Raw genomic sequence first — 16,467 nt, 5'->3', positions numbered from 1 at the left:
GCTTGCGCTGCACTCGCAACGCCCCTAGAGTCCGGCAGGATGAGCTGGAGGCGCTGCCCTGCGGCGGATCAGTAATATCGGCAGATGGGGTTGAATGTGAAGAACTGGACTGTTCGCCAGCGTATCCAGGCAAGTTTTGCGGTCATCATCGCGATCATGGTGCTGATGGCGGTGTCATCCTTCGAGCGCCTGCTGAAGGTCGAGGAAGGCGCTACTCGCCTGCTGGACGACGCCATGCCCGGTATGTTCCAGATTACTCAGGTGCGCAGCGGCTGGACGGACATGTTTCACCAGACCATCGTTCAGGTCAGCTTGCGTGAAGTGCACAGCCTCGCCGACGCGGACAAGCAACTGATCAAGGGGGCTAACGACAAACTGGCTGCGTCCCTCACTGACTACCGCGCCACCATCCGCGATGACGCCGACCGAAGCGCACTCGAGGCGTTCGAAAAGACCCGAGATCTGTTCATTCAGCAGCAGGCTGAAGTCCTCGACCTCTATGACCTGGGGCGTCAGGCCGACGCCGAGGCACAGCTCAACGGTCAGCTCACCAATACTTGGAACGAAGGCCGCACGCAGCTGACCTCGATGATCGAACTCAATCGCGATGTGGCTTATTCCTCTGCGGGCGACATCGTGTCGGCAGTCAACCGCGCCGAGCTGAGCATGGCAATTTCCGTGCTGTTGGCGATCATCGTCGCATTCGTGTGCGGCTACTTCCTGATGCAGGCGATTACCCGCCCGGTGCAACAGGTGGTCAACACCCTGCAGACATTGGCCAGTGGCGATCTGACCGCGCGGCTGAATCTGGGCCGTCGCGACGAGTTCGGCGCTATCGAAACCGGTTTCAACGGTATGGCAGAAGAAATCAAAGCGCTGGTCGCCCAGGCGCAGCGCTCGGCCGTGCAGGTCACCACCTCGGTGACCGAGATCGCCGCTACCTCCAAACAGCAGCAGGCTACGGCCACCGAAACGGCTGCCACCACTACGGAAATCGGTGCCACCTCTAGGGAAATCGCTGCTACGTCCCGGGACCTGGTGCGCACCATGACCGAGGTTTCCGGCGCCGCCGAACAAACCTCGACCCTGGCCGGTGCCGGCCAGCTCGGCTTGGCGCGCATGGAAGACACCATGCACCAGGTCATGAGCGCCGCCGAGCTGGTCAACGCCAAGCTAGCGATCCTCAACGAGAAGGCTGGCAACATCAATCATGTGGTCACCACCATCGTCAAAGTGGCGGACCAGACCAACCTGCTGTCGCTCAATGCGGCCATCGAGGCGGAGAAGGCCGGGGAGTACGGGCGGGGGTTCGCGGTGGTCGCCACCGAAGTGCGCCGCCTGGCTGATCAGACGGCGGTGGCCACCTACGACATCGAGCAAATGGTGCGTGAGATCCAGTCGGCAGTATCCGCCGGTGTGATGGGCATGGACCGCTTCTCCGAGGAGGTACGCCGCGGTATCGCCGAGGTGGGGCAAGTTGGTGAGCAGTTGGCGCAGATCATTCATCAGGTGCAGGCGCTGGCGCCGCGCGTGCTGATGGTCAACGAAGGCATGCAGGCGCAGTCCACCGGTGCCGAGCAGATCAACCAGGCGCTGGTGCAGCTCAGCGAGGCCTCGTCGCAGACCGTCGAGTCGCTGCGCCAAGCCAGCGCCTCCATCGACGACCTCAATCTCGTGGCGAACGGTCTGCGCACCGGCGTCAGCCGCTTCAAGGTCTGAATCAATGACCGAGGCAGGCAGGTCTTCGCCGGGGCGGCGTAGTCCGGGACAACTGTTCCTGCTGTTCAGCATGGGCAGCGACCGCTACGCCCTGGACGTTCACGAGGTGGTCGAAGTGTTGCCGTTGCGCCGCTTTAAGCAGATTCCCGCCGCACCGGCGTGGGTGGCTGGATTGTTCGTGTTTCGCGGCACACCCGTGCCGGTGATCGACCTGGCTGCCCAGGCGCTAGGGCAGCCTGCAGTGGTGCGCACCAGCACCCGCTTGGTCGTCGTGCATTATCAGACCCGCTGGCTGGGCCTGATTCTGGAGCAGGCCAGTGACACCCTGCGCAGCCCTGCCGAGTCCTTTGTGGACAGCGGCGTCGACCTGCCGAACGCCCGGTATCTGGGCCCGGTCCTCAAGTCCGAGCAGGGCCTGGTGCAGTGGGTTCGGGTCGCGGACCTGCTCGACGAGCCGGTCCGCGAGTTACTGTACGCGCCGCTTGCGGAGGGCGGTCGATGAGCGCGCGTTTTGAACGGCTCCTGCACGGCCTTATCGGCCTGGATGCCGAATCAGTCGGTCAGGTGGTGATCGAGCGTGCGGTTCGTCAGCGTATCGCGGCACTGAGCTGTGGCGACGAGGATACCTACTGGTTGAAAGTGCAGGGGTCGGCCAGTGAGCAGCAGGCGCTGGTCGAGGCGGTGGTGGTGCCGGAAACCTGGTTCTTCCGTTACCCGGAATCCTTCGTCGCGCTGGTCAGCCTGGCCCGTGAGCGCTGCGTGCAACTGGCTGGTGCCCGGCCGCTGCGCATCCTCAGCCTGCCATGCTCAACCGGCGAGGAGCCCTATTCGATCGCCATGGCACTGCTTGATGCCGGTGTGCCAGGCGACGGCTTTCGCATCGATGCCATGGACATCAGCGAGGTCAACCTGCAGAGAGCCGAGCGGGCCCTGTATGGCCGCAATTCCTTTCGTGGCGACGACCTGAGCTTTCGTGATCGTCATTTCAGCGAAACCCCAGAGGGCTTCGAGCTGCGCACTGAGGTACGACGCAAGGTGCGCCTGTTGGCTGGCAATCTACTGGCGCCCGGCTTGCTGGCCGGCGAAGCGCCCTATGATTTCGTGTTCTGCCGCAACCTGCTGATCTATTTCGACCGACCGACCCAACATGCGGTAGCCAGTGTGTTGCAGCGACTAATGCGCAATGACGGTGCAATGTTCATCGGCCCCGCCGAGGCCAGCCTGTTCAGCCAGATCGGCATGCAGGCGTTGAGTATTCCGCTGGCGTTTGTATTTCGTCGTCAGGCCGCGCGGCCAGTGCAGTCGCCAGCGCCAAGCCTTCAAGTTCCGGCGAAGCCTGCGCCCAGAACAGCGCCTTTACCGCGCTCGGCTGCCCGGGTGCCTGCTGCGGTAATTCGCACGCCGCCCGCGGCGCCTGCACCTGCTGCGGTCGTTGCCGATAGCGCACTGGAGGAAATTGCCGCCCTCGCCAATGCCGGGCGCAGTGACGAAGCGCGCGCCGCCTGTGAGCGCTACCTCGCCGCCCATGGGCCAGACGCCCAGGTGTTTTACTGGCTAGGGTTGCTCAGCGATGTGGCCGGGCGCCGCAGCGAAGCCCAGGCCTATTACCGCAAAACCCTTTACCTGGCGCCGACCCATGCCGAGGCCCTGGCGCACCTGTCGGCGCTGCTCGCCGCCGGTGGCGACTTGGCCGGTGCCAAGCGCCTGCAACAGCGAGCGGGCCGTGGAGTGAGCCGTGATGAGCGATAACTTGCTGCCGCTGAGCGATGCCGAGCGCGATGCCGTCGACGACTGCTGGAACCGCATCGGCGTGCAGGGCGACAAGTCCTGCGAACGCCTGGTCAAACATATCCACTGCCGCAATTGCGAAGTGCACGCCGAACTGGCTACTCGACTGCTTGACCGCTTCGCGCTGCAGCGCAGCGACGCCCAGCCCGATGAGGAATGGGTCGAACAGGACGACAGCGAGCGCCGTTCGCTGCTGCTGTTCCGTCTGGGTGATGCCTGGTTGGCCTTGCCGACCCGGGCGCTCAGCGAAGTCGCCGCCAGTACGCCGATCCATTCCCTGCCGCACCAGCGCTCGCTGGGGCTGATCGGCGTGACCAACGTTCGCGGCGCCCTGGTGGCGTGCTTTTCCCTGGGCGAAATGCTCGGGCTCGAGCCCGGCGAGGCGGTAAGCGAGCGCCGCGTGGTGCCGCGTATGCTGATCTTCAACCTGGCGGACGGGCCGGTGGTGATTCCGGTCGACGAGGTCGAGGGCATCGAGGCGATCGCCGTCGGCCAGATCGTCGAGTCCGGCGCTGGCAGCGTACCGGTGGGCCGCCGGTTCGCGGCGGGCGTGTTGCAATGGAAAGGCCGTAGCGTGACCCTGCTCGACGAACAGCTCGTGCAGCAGACCATCGCCAGGAGTCTCGGATGACACCCGATCAGATGCGCGACGCATCACTGCTGGAGCTGTTCAAGCTTGAAGCCGAGGCCCAGACCCAGGTGCTCAACAGCGGCCTGATGGTGCTCGAGCGTGACCCACGGCATGCCAGCAGCCTCGAGGCCTGCATGCGCGCGGCCCACTCGCTCAAGGGGGCGGCACGTATCGTCGGCCTGGATGCCGGGGTCAAGGTCGCCCACGTCATGGAGGATTGCCTGGTCGAAGCCCAGGAAGGCCGCCTGCTGCTCAGCCCTGAGCACATCGACGCCTTGCTGCAGGGCGCCGATATTCTGCTTGGGCTTGGCACGCCGCTTCAGCCCGGTGCGGTCGATCCTGGTATCGACGCCCTGGTGGCGCGCCTGGGCGCATTGGCGCGCGGGCTCCCGGCTCCGTCTGCGGCGCCGGTGCAAGCATCAACTCCTGTTGCGGAGCCTGCTGCCGCCATTGCGCCATCCGAGTCGTCAGTTAAAGCACCTGTTGTCGAGCCGCCCGTTGCACTGCCGCCTGCCAAACCGGAACCCAGCGAGCCTGCAGGCGAGGGCCGCGCTCGGATTCTGCGGGTCAGTGCCGAACGACTCGATCACCTGCTGGATATCTCCAGCAAATCCCTGGTGGAATTCCAGCGCATCAAACCCCTGGGCGACAGCCTGCAGCGCCTGAAACGTCTGCAGGCCACAGCCCGCCGCGCACTGGATATGGCACGCGAAGCGTTGCCCAAGGGCGCTGTGGATGCCCAGGCCGAGGCCATGCTGCAGGAAACTCGCCAAGCGCTTGGCGAGTGCCAGCAGCTGCTGGTTCAGCACATGACCGACCTGGACGACTTCGGCTGGCAGGGTGGACAGCGCGCCCAGTCGCTCTACGACGCTGCGCTGGCCTCGCGCATGCGTCCATTCGCCGATGTGCTGGCCGGGCAGGAACGCATGCTGCGTGACCTATCCCGCTCGCTTGGCAAGCAGGTGCGCCTGGTGGTCGAAGGCGAGAGCAGCCAGGTCGACCGCGATGTGCTTGAACGCCTCGAAGCGCCGCTCACCCATCTGCTACGCAATGCTCTGGACCACGGTATCGAGACGCCCGAGCGGCGCCTGGCTCAGGGCAAACCGGCCGAAGGGCAGATTCTGATCCGTGCCCGTCACCATGCCGGCATGCTGTTGCTCGAGCTGCGCGACGATGGCGGCGGCGTTGATCTCGAGAAGCTGCGCCAGGCGGTGATCAGCCGCGGTTTCGCCACCGAGCAGACTGGCCAGCAGCTGACCGAAGACGAACTGCTGGCTTTCCTGTTCCTGCCTGGCTTCAGCATGCGCGATCAGGTTACCGAGGTGTCCGGCCGTGGTGTTGGCCTGGACGCCGTACAACATATGGTGCGGCAGCTGCGTGGCGGCGTACGCATGCAGCAGCGCCACGGCAAGGGCTCGACCTTCCACCTGGAAGTGCCGCTGACCTTGTCGGTGGTGCGCAGCCTGGTGGTCGAGGTGGGCGGCGAAGCCTACGCGCTGCCGCTCGCCCATATTGAACGCATGACCCGTCTGCAGGCCGAGGACATCGTTCAGCTCGAAGGTCGTCAGCACTTCTGGAGCGAGGGCCAGCACGTCGGCCTGATCGCCGCCAGCCAGATTCTCCAGCGTCCGGAAGGCAAGCCCAGCGACAACGGCATCCCCGTGGTGCTGATCCGCGACCGCGACAGCCTGTTCGGTCTGGTGGTCGAGCGCTTCATCGGCGAACGCACCCTGGTGGTGATGCCGCTGGACGCGCGCCTGGGCAAGGTGCAGGACGTATCCGCCGGCGCCCTGCTGGACGACGGCACTCCGGTGTTGATTCTCGATGTCGAGGACATGCTGCATTCGGTGGCCAAGCTGCTCGGCAGCGGGCGCCTGGAACGGGTCGACCGCAACGCTCGGCAACTGTCCGGCAGCAAGCGCAAGCGCGTGCTGGTGGTCGACGACTCGCTGACCGTGCGCGAGCTGGAACGCAAGCTTTTGCTGTCGCGCGGCTACGACGTGGCGGTGGCAGTGGATGGCATGGACGGCTGGAACGCGCTGCGCGCCGAGCACTTCGATTTGCTCATAACTGACATCGACATGCCACGCATGGACGGCATCGAATTGGTCACCCTGGTACGCCGCGACAGCCGCCTGCAGTCGCTGCCGGTGATGGTGGTGTCCTACAAGGATCGGGAAGAAGACCGCCGGCGTGGACTGGATGCCGGGGCCGACTATTATCTTGCCAAGGCCAGTTTCCATGACGAGGCGTTACTCGACGCCGTGGTTGACCTGGTAGGGGAACCACACGAATGAGGATCGGGATCGTCAACGACATGCCGCTCGCGGTGGAGGCCATTCGCCGCGCGTTGGCCCAGGAGCCGGCGCATCGTATCGTCTGGGTGGCGGGCAACGGTGCCGAGGGCGTGGCGTGTTGCCAGGCTGACACGCCGGATCTGGTATTGATGGACTTGCTGATGCCGGTCATGGACGGTGTCGAGGCGACGCGGCGGATCATGGCGCAGACGCCCTGCGCGGTACTGATCGTCTCGGTGGATATCGAGCAGTACGTCAACCGCGTGTTCGAAGCCATGGGGCATGGTGCTCTGGATGCCGTCAACACCCCTTCGCTTGGCGGGCAAAGTAGCGAAGCTGCGGTGCTGCTGCGCAAGATCCAGAACATCGGCTGGCTGATCGGCCAGAGTAGCAACCGCAAGCCGATCGCCGCGGCAACTGCGCCAGCTAACACAGCCGCCCGCCGCCTGGTGGCTATCGGTGCCTCGGCCGGCGGGCCGGCGGCGCTGGCCGTGCTGCTCAAGCAATTACCGCGTAACTTCAATGCTGCAGTGATGCTGGTGCAGCATGTCGACGAAGTGTTCGCTGCCGGCATGGCCGAATGGCTGGCAGGTGAGTCGGCCCTGCCGGTGCGCCTGGCTCGCGATGGTGAGCAACCGCAGCCGGGCCTGGTGTTGCTGGCCGGTACCAACAACCATATGCGCCTGCAGCGCAACGGCACCCTGACCTACACCGCGGAGCCGCGCAGCCACGTATACCGGCCTTCCATCGATGTGTTTTTTGACAGCTTGGTCGAGCACTGGACGGGCGAGGGCATTGGCGTGCTGCTCACCGGCATGGGCCGCGACGGTGCCCAAGGTTTGAAGAACATGCGCAACCGTGGTTTCACCACCATCGCCCAGAACCAGGCCAGTTGCGCGGTGTATGGCATGCCCAAGGCCGCCGCCGAACTGCAGGCGGCCAACGAAATACTCACGCTGGAGCGTATCGCACCACGCATCGTCGAACTGTTTGGCTGATAGACTAACCGCCACTCACCAGAGGCCTGCCTTCAACCGGTCCGGAGACCAACATGCAAGTCCCACCCCAATCCATGGAAGAATTCGGCTCACGCAAGGACGGCGCGGTCATGGTGTTGCTGGTCGATGACCAGGCGATGATCGGGGAGGCGGTTCGTCGTGAGCTGCTGGGCGAGGAGGGCATCGATTTCCACTATTGCTCCGACCCGACTCAGGCCATCGCCGTGGCCGAGCAGCTGCGCCCGACGGTGATTCTGCAGGATCTGGTGATGCCCGGTGTCGACGGCATTACCCTGCTCGGCGAATACCGTGCGCGCCCGGCGTTGCGCGATGTGCCGATCATCGTGCTGTCGACCAAGGACGATGCCACGGTAAAGAGCTCGGCATTCGCCGCCGGCGCCAACGATTACCTGGTCAAGCTGCCTGATACCATCGAGATGGTGGCTCGTATTCGCTATCACTCGCGCTCTTACATGGCCCTTCTGCAGCGCGACGAAGCCTACCGCGCATTGCGTGAAAGCCAGCAGCAACTGCTGGAAACCAACCTGGTGCTGCAGCGGCTGATGAACTCCGACGGCCTGACCGGGCTGTCCAATCGTCGCCATTTCGATGAGTACCTGGAGATGGAATGGCGCCGTGCGACCCGCGAGCAGACTGCGCTGTCGCTGCTGATGATCGACGTCGACTTCTTCAAGAGCTTCAATGATCATTTCGGTCATGTGGCCGGTGACGATGCTCTGCGCCGTGTAGCAGCCGCGCTACGCGGTAGCTGTAGCCGCTCTACCGACCTGGCTGCACGCTACGGCGGCGAGGAGTTCGCCATGGTGTTGCCCGGCACTTCAGCTGGCGGTGCGCGACTTCTGGCCGAAAAGGTACGCCGCGCGGTGACCGACCTCGGCATCCCCCACCACAAACCAGAGCCGGACTCGGTGCTGACCGCCAGCATCGGCGTCGCCACCCTGGTGCCGCGGGTCGGCCAGACGTCTCTGCAACTGGTCAACCTTGCCGACCAGGGCCTGTACATGGCCAAGCAGGCTGGCCGCGATCAGGTCGGTCTGGTCAACGACACCAGCGCATTGTCCTGAGTCACTGCGGCTCGTCCGCCGGCGCTTCGCCGTGCAGCATGACGCGGCCGCGGCCGGTCTGCTTGGCGCGGTACAGGGCCTGATCGGCCATCTCCATCACCTTTTCGAGATCCGCATCGTGCTGTGGCCAGAGCGCGCCGCCGATGCTGCAGCCGATCAGCAATTGCTGGCTTTCCCAATGTATCGGCGCCGCCAGGGCCTGGAGCGTGCGCTCGGCGATCTGCCGGGCCTGGTTGGCGGCGTCATCGGCAGCCACCTGCAGGATCATCAGAAACTCGTCGCCGCCCAGGCGCACCACCAAGTCGCCGCCGCGCAGGCAGCCACGCATCCGTGAGGCCGCCTCGCGTAGCACCTGATCCCCAGCGCCGTGCCCATAGCGGTCGTTGACCGGCTTGAAACCGTCTAGATCCAGATAGAGCACCGCCAGGCCGTCCTGGGCGCTCTGATTACGTTGCTGCGCCCGGGGTAGAAAGCGCGCCAGCGCGGCGCGATTTGGCAGGCCGGTCAGCGGGTCGTGGTGGGCACGGTTTTCCAGCGCATCAAGTTCGGCGTGCTGATGGGTGAGGCTTTCCACCAGGTGGCGGATGGAATGGCTGAGCCGGGCGATCTCGCGAGGACTACCGATTTCCGGGATCACGGTGATTTCGCCACTGGCCAGGCGGTCGGCCGCGCGGGCGATGGTGCGCAGCGGGCGGGTCACGTAGCTGGCCAGCAGCCAGCCGCAGGCGGCGAACAGCAGGGCCAGCACCACGCTCCAGGCGAGAATGATCAGGTGCATGGCCCGTACCGGCGCATCGGCCAGCTCAAGATCCTGACGGGCCACCACCATCCAGCCCAGGCCCGGATAGTCGAGGTAGCCCTGGCTGGCTGTCAGGCCGGTGAGGTATTGCTTGCCGTCGGGCCATTGCTGAACGGCCCAGTCGCTCTGCCGGGCCGACAGGTTCTGCATCATCGGCAGATGCAGTTTCTGTCCGACCAGCTCGCGGGGGCCAAGCAGGATGGTGCGATCGCGGCCGATCACGAAGAATTCCACCTGGCGGGTTTCCTCGATGGGCTTGAGGATCGCCTCGCGTACCTCGTCGGCCCAGGACCATGACAGATGCGAGGCCAGCACACCGACCAGGTGGCCAGCGTCATCGCGCACCGGCAGGCTGATGTCGACGAACTTCATCGCCTCGCCGGTAGGGTTGGGCAGCAGCTTGGCCAGTAGCACTGCCTCGTGCACGTCGCCGATGAACAGTTCCTTGCTGCCTTCGAGAAATACCGGCCGCTGGGCGATGCTGGCGCCTTCAAGAATGCCGTCGCTGGAAGCCCGTACCTTGCCCTGGGCATCGGTGAAACCGATCCAGGCGATGCTCGGGAACTTGCCCTGCAGCTCGTCGAGCAGGCGGCGTACTTCGCGGCTGTCGCCCGGGTGGCGCAGGGCACTGAGGCTGCCGATCACCTGTAGCATGCTGGCGCGGCTCTGCATGTCGCGATCCAGGCGATCGACCATGGTGTAGGAGACTTCGGCCAGGTCGCGGCCGATTTCTGCGCGGATGCGCTGGCTGGAATCCCGGCTGATCAGGCCGCCGAGCAGCAGGCTGAGCAGGCAGACCAGTGCCACGGTGAGCAGGGCATAGTGGCTACGCAGGCTTTGGGTGCGGAGCATTGGGGCTGGAGATCCTTGGCTCGATGGCGGGCTGCCCGTCGAGTATAGAAGGGCCGTTAGTGCGCAGGTGGCCGATCACCGCCTGGCGTGCTGCCAGAATAGCCTGAGTCGAGTATACTCCGCGGCTTTTCCGAAGTTTTACCTGCGAGTGCCGCCAGCCATGGAAATCAACCCGATTCTGAATAGCATCAAGGACCTGTCCGAGCGCACCCAGACTATTCGGGGGTATCTTTGACTACGATCACAAGCATGATCGTCTCGTCGAAGTAAACCGCGAACTCGAAGACCCGAACGTCTGGAACAAGCCTGAATACGCCCAGAGCCTGGGCCGTGAGCGCTCCACCCTGGCGCAGATCGTCGAAACCATCGACGACCTGACCGGCAGCCTGGCCGACTCTCGCGACCTGCTGGACATGGCTGTAGAAGAGAACGATCAGGGCGCCGTCGACGACGTCGCCGCTGAAATCGAGCGCCTGCGCGAAATTCTCGAGAAGCTCGAATTCCGCCGCATGTTCAGCCACGAGATGGACCCCAACAATTGCTACCTGGATATCCAGGCCGGTTCCGGTGGTACCGAGGCCCAAGACTGGGCCAACATCCTGCTGCGCATGTACCTGCGCTGGGCCGACAAGCGCGGCTTCAATGCCGAGATCGTCGAGCTGTCCGAGGGGGAGGTCGCCGGTATCAAGGGCGCCACCGTGCACATCAAGGGCGAGTACGCCTTCGGCTGGTTGCGTACCGAGATCGGCGTGCACCGTCTGGTACGCAAGAGCCCGTTCGACTCCGGCGCCCGTCGCCACACCTCGTTTTCGGCGGTGTTCGTCTCGCCCGAGATCGACGACAAGGTGGAGATCGAAATCAACCCGGCCGACCTGCGCATCGACACCTACCGCTCCTCCGGTGCTGGTGGTCAGCACGTCAACACCACCGATTCGGCGGTACGTATCACCCACGTACCGACCAACACTGTGGTGGCCTGTCAGAACGAACGTTCCCAGCACGCCAACAAGGACACCGCCATGAAGATGCTGCGGGCCAAGTTGTACGAGCTGGAGATGCAGAAACGCAACGCCGCCTCCCAGGCGCTGGAAGACAGCAAGTCGGATATCGGCTGGGGCCACCAAATCCGCTCCTATGTGCTCGACGACTCGCGCATCAAGGATCTGCGTACCGGCGTCGAGCGTAGCGATTGCCAGAAGGTGCTCGACGGCGACCTCGACGGTTACCTCGAAGCCAGCCTCAAACAGGGCCTCTGAGCCCGCACCCCATGCCGGGGCCGCTGCCCGTGAGCAGCGGCGCCCTGCGGATTTATTCATCGAATCAGTGACCAGACGCCAGGCAGACAGACGACCATGAGCGACCAACAGCCCGACCAGCACGAACTGCAACAGGAAGAAAACAAGCTGATTGCCCAGCGCAAGGAAAAGCTTGCTGCCATCCGTGAGCAGGGCAGTGCCTTCCCGAACGACTTCCGCCGCGACAATCTCTGCGCCGAGCTGCAGAAACAGTACGTGGACAAGACCAAGGAAGAGCTGGAAGCGGCGGCCATTCCGGTCAAGGTTGCCGGGCGCATCATGCTCAACCGTGGCGCGTTCATGGTCATCCAGGACATGAGCGGGCGTATCCAGGTCTACGTCAACCGTAAGACCCTGCCCGAAGAAACCCTGGCTCAGGTAAAGACCTGGGACATGGGCGACATCATCGCCGCCGAAGGCACCCTGGCCCGTTCCGGCAAGGGCGACCTTTACGTCGAGATGACCAGCGTGCGCCTGCTGACCAAGTCGCTGCGCCCGCTGCCGGACAAGCACCACGGCCTGACCGATACCGAGCAGCGCTACCGCCAGCGCTACGTCGACCTGATCGTCAACGAAGAAGTACGCGACACCTTCCGCGTGCGTTCCCAAGTCATCGCCCACATCCGCAAGTTCCTCGCCGAGCGCAACTTCCTGGAAGTGGAAACGCCGATGCTGCAGACCATTCCCGGGGGGGCCGCGGCCAAGCCGTTCGAAACTCACCACAATGCCCTGGACATGGCCATGTTCCTGCGCATCGCGCCGGAGCTGTACCTCAAGCGTCTGGTGGTTGGTGGCTTCGAAAAGGTCTTCGAGATCAACCGCAACTTCCGTAACGAAGGCGTTTCGACCCGGCACAACCCCGAGTTCACCATGCTCGAGTTCTACCAGGCCTACGCCGACTACGAAGACAACATGGACCTGACCGAGGAGCTGTTCCGCGAGCTGGCCCAGACCATTCTCGGCAGCACGGACGTGCCCTACGGCGATAAGGTGTTCCACTTCGGCGAGCCATTCGTACGCCTGTCGGTGTTCGACTCCATCCTCAAGTACAACCCGGAAATCACTGCCGCTGACCTGCAGGATCTGGACAAGGCTCGCGCCATCGCCAAGAAAGCCGGCGCCAAGGTGCTCGGCTTCGAAGGCCTGGGCAAGCTGCAGGTGATGATTTTCGAGGAGCTGGTCGAGCACAAGCTGGAGCAGCCGCACTTCATCACTCGTTACCCGTTCGAAGTCTCGCCGCTGGCCCGTCGCAGCGACGATGATCCAAGCGTGACCGATCGCTTCGAGCTGTTCATCGGTGGCCGCGAGATCGCCAATGCCTACTCCGAGCTCAACGACGCTGAAGACCAGGCCGCGCGCTTCATGCAGCAGGTGGCCGACAAGGACGCCGGTGACGACGAAGCCATGCACTTCGACGCCGACTTCGTGCGCGCCCTCGAGTACGGCATGCCGCCGACTGCGGGCGAGGGCATCGGCATCGACCGTCTGGTGATGTTGCTGACCAATTCGCCGTCGATTCGTGACGTGATTCTATTCCCGCACATGCGCCCGGAACTCTAAGAACCTGTTCGCGATCTGCTGCGCGTCGGCGCTCCTGCGTTAAAAACAAGCTCGGAATGCTCATTTACCACTTGTAAACTCCGCTTCCTCGCTTGTTTTTGCCTTGGATCGCTCTAGCTCGCGAGATCGTGAACAGGCTCTAAGGATCGAACGAGCCGCCTCAGGGCGGCTTTTTATTGCCCGCTATTCTGCGCCTATCCTTGAGATAGCGCGCTTGACGCAGTGCGCAGCAGGGTTGGACTATCAGGTCGTTGCCGGCCATACGCCTGTCTCAAGGAGAGCATGATGAAAGCCTGTCGCGCATTGGTGGTGCTGTCGTTGCTGCTCTTGAGCGGCTGCCTGGTGACCTTCAGGGAGCCGATTCCGGCCAACGAGGCGGCGCCGATTCCGCTGCTCGGCGTGTGGTCGCGGGTGGACGAGTGGGGCGAGCTGCGTTACCTGGACATCACCCGTGCCGGCTCCAACCTGTACAAGGCCGACACCTACGTCGACAACCCGGATAACGTGCCCAGCGTGCAGAGCTACAGCTTCACCGTGGCCCACCACGGGCGGCGCTGGTACCTGTCTGCAGGCCTGCCCAAGCGCATGGGCGCCAACTACGCCATCGGCGGCTTCGAACTGACACAGACCGGCGAGCTGGTGCTTTTCAACCTGGATGTTGAGCGTATTCGCCAGGCCATCGCCACGGGCGAGCTGGCCGGCAACGACGTACAGATGCCCCAGGGCCAGGGCGTGCTGGTCACCAGCAAGTTGGACAAGGTGTTCGCCTACCTGAACGATCCTGCCAACTCCGACCTGTTCGTCGAAGTGGCGCGCTACCAGCGCAGCGTGCCCTGACATTTTCAACGCAAAGAGGATTGCCATGAACAGCCACTTAGCACTCGACGGCTACCAATTGGCGGTGCGCGCGCTGTCCGACCGCATTGTCGAGGCGCAGACGCCAATCCGCGTGCTCGATGCGGTGAAATGGGACGATTCCGTTCGCCAGACCTTTCTCAAGCACAAGGGCCGCGAGCTGCCGGCCATCGACCGTAGCTACTACGACAGCCGTCCGCTGCCCTTTGACCCGGCCGCCAAGAAGCTGGAATTCCAGAATATCGAGCGCGACATCACCCGCCAGCTCGGTCAGTTCAACCCGGTCGGGCAGATCATGCGCCGCATGTGCCGCGAGTACCGCATGGTGATTCGCATGCTGGAAGCGCGCGGCACCTCGGATTTCGGGCTGATTTCCCAGGAGCTGTACGGCGCTGCGTCCGACGCCTTCCACGCCGGTGACCCGACCCTGGCGGATCTGGGGCTGATGTTTTCCGACTACCTGAACAACATCGACAGCCGCGGTGATCTCAAGGACGAACCCAAAACCCTGGGCGCCAAGGAAGCCGTGGCCCTGCTGCAGAGCCGCCTGAACCTGGTATTCGGCGAGAGCGAGAACACCATTCGTGTGTTCGAGTCCGACGGCATTCTTGCCGACGCCGCGGCCGGCGCCGACTACATCAAGATCCGCACTGACGCCATGTTCAACGAGCGTGACGTCAAGGCGCTGGAAGTGCACGAAGGGCTGGTGCACGTGGCGACCACGCTGAATGGCCAGAACCAGCCGATCTGCACCTTTCTGGCCAAGGGGCCACCCTCGTCGACTGTCACACAGGAAGGCCTGGCGATTCTCATGGAAGTGATCGCCTTCGCCTCCTACCCCAGTCGCCTGCGCAAGCTGACCAACCGTACCCGCGCCATTCACATGGCCGAGCAGGGCGCCGACTTCGTGCAGGTCTGCGATTTCTACCGCGAGCAGGGTTTCAGCCTGGAAGACAGCTACAGCAACGCCAGCCGTGCCTTCCGCGGCTCGGCGCCGGACGGTCTGCCCTTTACCAAGGACCTTTCTTATCTGAAGGGTTTCATCATGATCTACAACTATATCCAGCTCGCGGTGCGCAAAGGAAAGCTGGAACAGATCCCTTTATTGTTCTGTGGCAAGACCACGCTCGAGGATATGCGTACGCTACGCCAGCTGGTCGATGAAGGGCTGGTGAGCCCACCCAAGTACCTACCGCAGCAGTTTCGCGACCTCAACTCGCTGTCGGCCTGGATGTGCTTTTCCAACTTCCTCAATCACCTGAGCCTGGATCGGATCGAAGCCGACTACGCCAATATCCTCTGAGCACCGGCTCGGGTCGGTGGCGATGCGGCGCGGCAGATCCCCACTTTTCCGAGCTGCCTGACCGGGCAGCCTGCACCGAGATGATGCCGGTATGACAGCGCCCAACCCCATTCCTCTGATTCTCACCGCCATCGGCAGCGTCGCCGGCACCGTGGCGGTGCTCGGTTATTACGGCTACCTGCATTTCGCCAAGCCTGAAGACGCCTTGCTGCTGGCCGAATTCACCATGCTCAAGACCATTCCCGGCGAGGATTACCGGGTCAGCCTGAAGCCCGCCGACCAAGTGGCGCAGTGCATCGATGGCGTGCTGGTACTGTTCGATCTACAGCAGAAGGGCCTCAGCGGCGTACTGGTGGATGACGCCAAGCGCGCGGTGCGTTGCAACCCCTGAAACGACAAACCCCGCCTGAGCGGGGTTTATCATTCAAGGAAGTCTGTAGCCTTGCGCAGCAGACTCCCTCAGGCAGGCCAGAGCCTTAGTTGCTCATGCTCGAGCGTGGGGCGACCGGCTTGTTGTCGTTGGAAATAGTCACTTCCACACGACGATTCATGGCGCGGCCGGCCGAGTCGCTGTTGCTGGCAACCGGGTATTCTTTGCCATAACCCTGAGCGACGATGCGCTCCGGGCCGACACCCTGGCTGATCAGCGCGGCGCGAACGGAGTTGGCGCGGCGCTCGGACAGGCTCTGGTTGTACTGAGCCGAGCCGGTGCTGTCGGTGTAGCCTTCGACGATCACCTTGCGATCCGGGTTTTCCTGCAGGAACTGGGCGAGCTTGGTGATGTTGTGCATGCCGCCCGGCTTGAGCTCGGAGCGATCCAGATCGAACAGTACGTCACCAAAGGTCACCAGGGTGCCGCGCTCGGTCTGCTTGGCGTTCAGGCTGTCCTGCAACTGCTTGATCTGCGCATCGCGGGCTTCCAGACGCGCCTGGGCACGTTGGGCGCCGGTCTGCTCCAGGTTCTGCTCGGTGGTGCGCAGAGCGATGGTCTGTTCGGCAAGCTCGATGCGCTTGTTGGCCAGGTAGGACAGCTGGTCGACGCGCTTCTCGTCTTCTTTCTCGCGGTACGCCTTCTCTGCACGCTCCAGGGCTTCACCGGCGTCCTTGGTTTCCAGAGCGGCTACTTTGACCGACTCCGGGTTGGTCTGCAGGCTGGAGTAGCTGCTGCGCGCCTGCTCCAGGTTGACGTTGGGCTTGGAGGCGCAAGCAGCCAGGCCGACGCTCAGGGCCAGCAGGGCAGGAATCATCACTTGATTACGCATGGTCGTTCATCCTTCTATGAATT

Annotated in this window: 14 protein-coding genes; 12 read left to right on the top strand and 2 right to left on the bottom strand. The window is 63.6% G+C overall.

What is annotated here, in order from left to right; translation table 11 throughout:
* Nucleotides 1-96 precede the first annotated feature (96 nt).
* Genes BM279_RS18560 through BM279_RS18530 form a run of 7 tightly spaced genes read left to right on the top strand, consistent with a single transcriptional unit; the run spans nt 97 to nt 8,518 of the window.
* Nucleotides 97-1,719 (top strand): methyl-accepting chemotaxis protein, encoded by a 1,623-nt coding sequence (locus BM279_RS18560; RefSeq protein ID WP_093506251.1) that lies wholly within the window; start codon nt 97-99, stop codon nt 1,717-1,719.
* A 4-nt stretch (nt 1,720-1,723) separates the two neighbouring features.
* Nucleotides 1,724-2,221: a chemotaxis protein CheW gene (locus BM279_RS18555; RefSeq protein WP_093506157.1), complete on the top strand. Its 498-nt coding sequence runs from the start codon at nt 1,724-1,726 to the stop codon at nt 2,219-2,221.
* Complete coding sequence (locus tag BM279_RS18550) at nt 2,218-3,468, top strand: CheR family methyltransferase (RefSeq protein WP_093506155.1); 1,251 nt, start codon at nt 2,218-2,220, stop codon at nt 3,466-3,468. Before BM279_RS18555 ends, BM279_RS18550 begins: the two co-directional genes overlap by 4 nt.
* Entirely contained in the window at nt 3,458-4,138 is a 681-nt protein-coding gene (locus BM279_RS18545) for a chemotaxis protein CheW (protein ID WP_093506153.1), read from the top strand. Before BM279_RS18550 ends, BM279_RS18545 begins: the two co-directional genes overlap by 11 nt.
* Nucleotides 4,135-6,435 carry a hybrid sensor histidine kinase/response regulator gene (locus tag BM279_RS18540; protein WP_093506151.1) on the top strand — a complete coding sequence of 767 codons (2,301 nt, stop codon included), beginning with the start codon at nt 4,135-4,137 and terminating at the stop codon, nt 6,433-6,435. Before BM279_RS18545 ends, BM279_RS18540 begins: the two co-directional genes overlap by 4 nt.
* Nucleotides 6,432-7,433 (top strand): chemotaxis response regulator protein-glutamate methylesterase, encoded by a 1,002-nt coding sequence (cheB, locus tag BM279_RS18535; protein ID WP_093506149.1) that lies wholly within the window; start codon nt 6,432-6,434, stop codon nt 7,431-7,433. Before BM279_RS18540 ends, cheB begins: the two co-directional genes overlap by 4 nt.
* A 53-nt stretch (nt 7,434-7,486) precedes the next feature.
* Nucleotides 7,487-8,518: a diguanylate cyclase gene (locus tag BM279_RS18530; RefSeq protein WP_093506147.1), complete on the top strand. Its 1,032-nt coding sequence runs from the start codon at nt 7,487-7,489 to the stop codon at nt 8,516-8,518.
* A gap of 1 nt (nt 8,519) precedes the next feature.
* On the opposite strand, the gene BM279_RS18525 is transcribed toward BM279_RS18530, so the two are convergent.
* Nucleotides 8,520-10,169 (bottom strand): sensor domain-containing diguanylate cyclase, encoded by a 1,650-nt coding sequence (locus BM279_RS18525; protein WP_093506145.1) that lies wholly within the window; start codon nt 10,167-10,169, stop codon nt 8,520-8,522.
* Nucleotides 10,170-10,329: 160 nt separating this feature from the next.
* On the opposite strand from BM279_RS18525, the gene prfB reads away from it, so the two are divergent.
* From prfB to BM279_RS18500, 5 genes are all read left to right on the top strand, one after another.
* A protein-coding gene (gene prfB, locus BM279_RS18520; protein ID WP_143103616.1) for a peptide chain release factor 2 occupies nt 10,330-11,425 on the top strand; the annotation gives its coding sequence in 2 pieces (ribosomal slippage) (nt 10,330-10,401 and nt 10,403-11,425; 1,095 coding nt in all).
* 96 nt (nt 11,426-11,521) lie between these two features.
* Nucleotides 11,522-13,024 (top strand): lysine--tRNA ligase, encoded by a 1,503-nt coding sequence (lysS, locus tag BM279_RS18515; protein ID WP_093506143.1) that lies wholly within the window; start codon nt 11,522-11,524, stop codon nt 13,022-13,024.
* 285 nt (nt 13,025-13,309) lie between these two features.
* Entirely contained in the window at nt 13,310-13,861 is a 552-nt protein-coding gene (locus BM279_RS18510) for a hypothetical protein (protein ID WP_093506141.1), read from the top strand.
* A gap of 25 nt (nt 13,862-13,886) precedes the next feature.
* Entirely contained in the window at nt 13,887-15,182 is a 1,296-nt protein-coding gene (locus BM279_RS18505) for a flavohemoglobin expression-modulating QEGLA motif protein (protein WP_093506139.1), read from the top strand.
* A gap of 91 nt (nt 15,183-15,273) precedes the next feature.
* Nucleotides 15,274-15,573 (top strand): PA3694 family proteiin, encoded by a 300-nt coding sequence (locus BM279_RS18500; RefSeq protein ID WP_093506137.1) that lies wholly within the window; start codon nt 15,274-15,276, stop codon nt 15,571-15,573.
* Between the two features lie 85 nt (nt 15,574-15,658).
* Here the strand turns inward: BM279_RS18500 and lptF are convergent, their stop codons facing one another.
* Nucleotides 15,659-16,444 carry a lipotoxin F family OmpA-related lipoprotein LptF gene (lptF, locus tag BM279_RS18495; RefSeq protein WP_093506135.1) on the bottom strand — a complete coding sequence of 262 codons (786 nt, stop codon included), beginning with the start codon at nt 16,442-16,444 and terminating at the stop codon, nt 15,659-15,661.
* Nucleotides 16,445-16,467 lie beyond the last annotated feature (23 nt).

The organism is Phytopseudomonas straminea, from assembly GCF_900112645.1.
In the GTDB taxonomy this organism is placed as follows: domain Bacteria; phylum Pseudomonadota; class Gammaproteobacteria; order Pseudomonadales; family Pseudomonadaceae; genus Aquipseudomonas; species Aquipseudomonas straminea.
The sequence above is the reverse complement of the archived record's forward strand: the minus strand, read 5'-3'. Positions and strand labels throughout refer to the sequence as shown.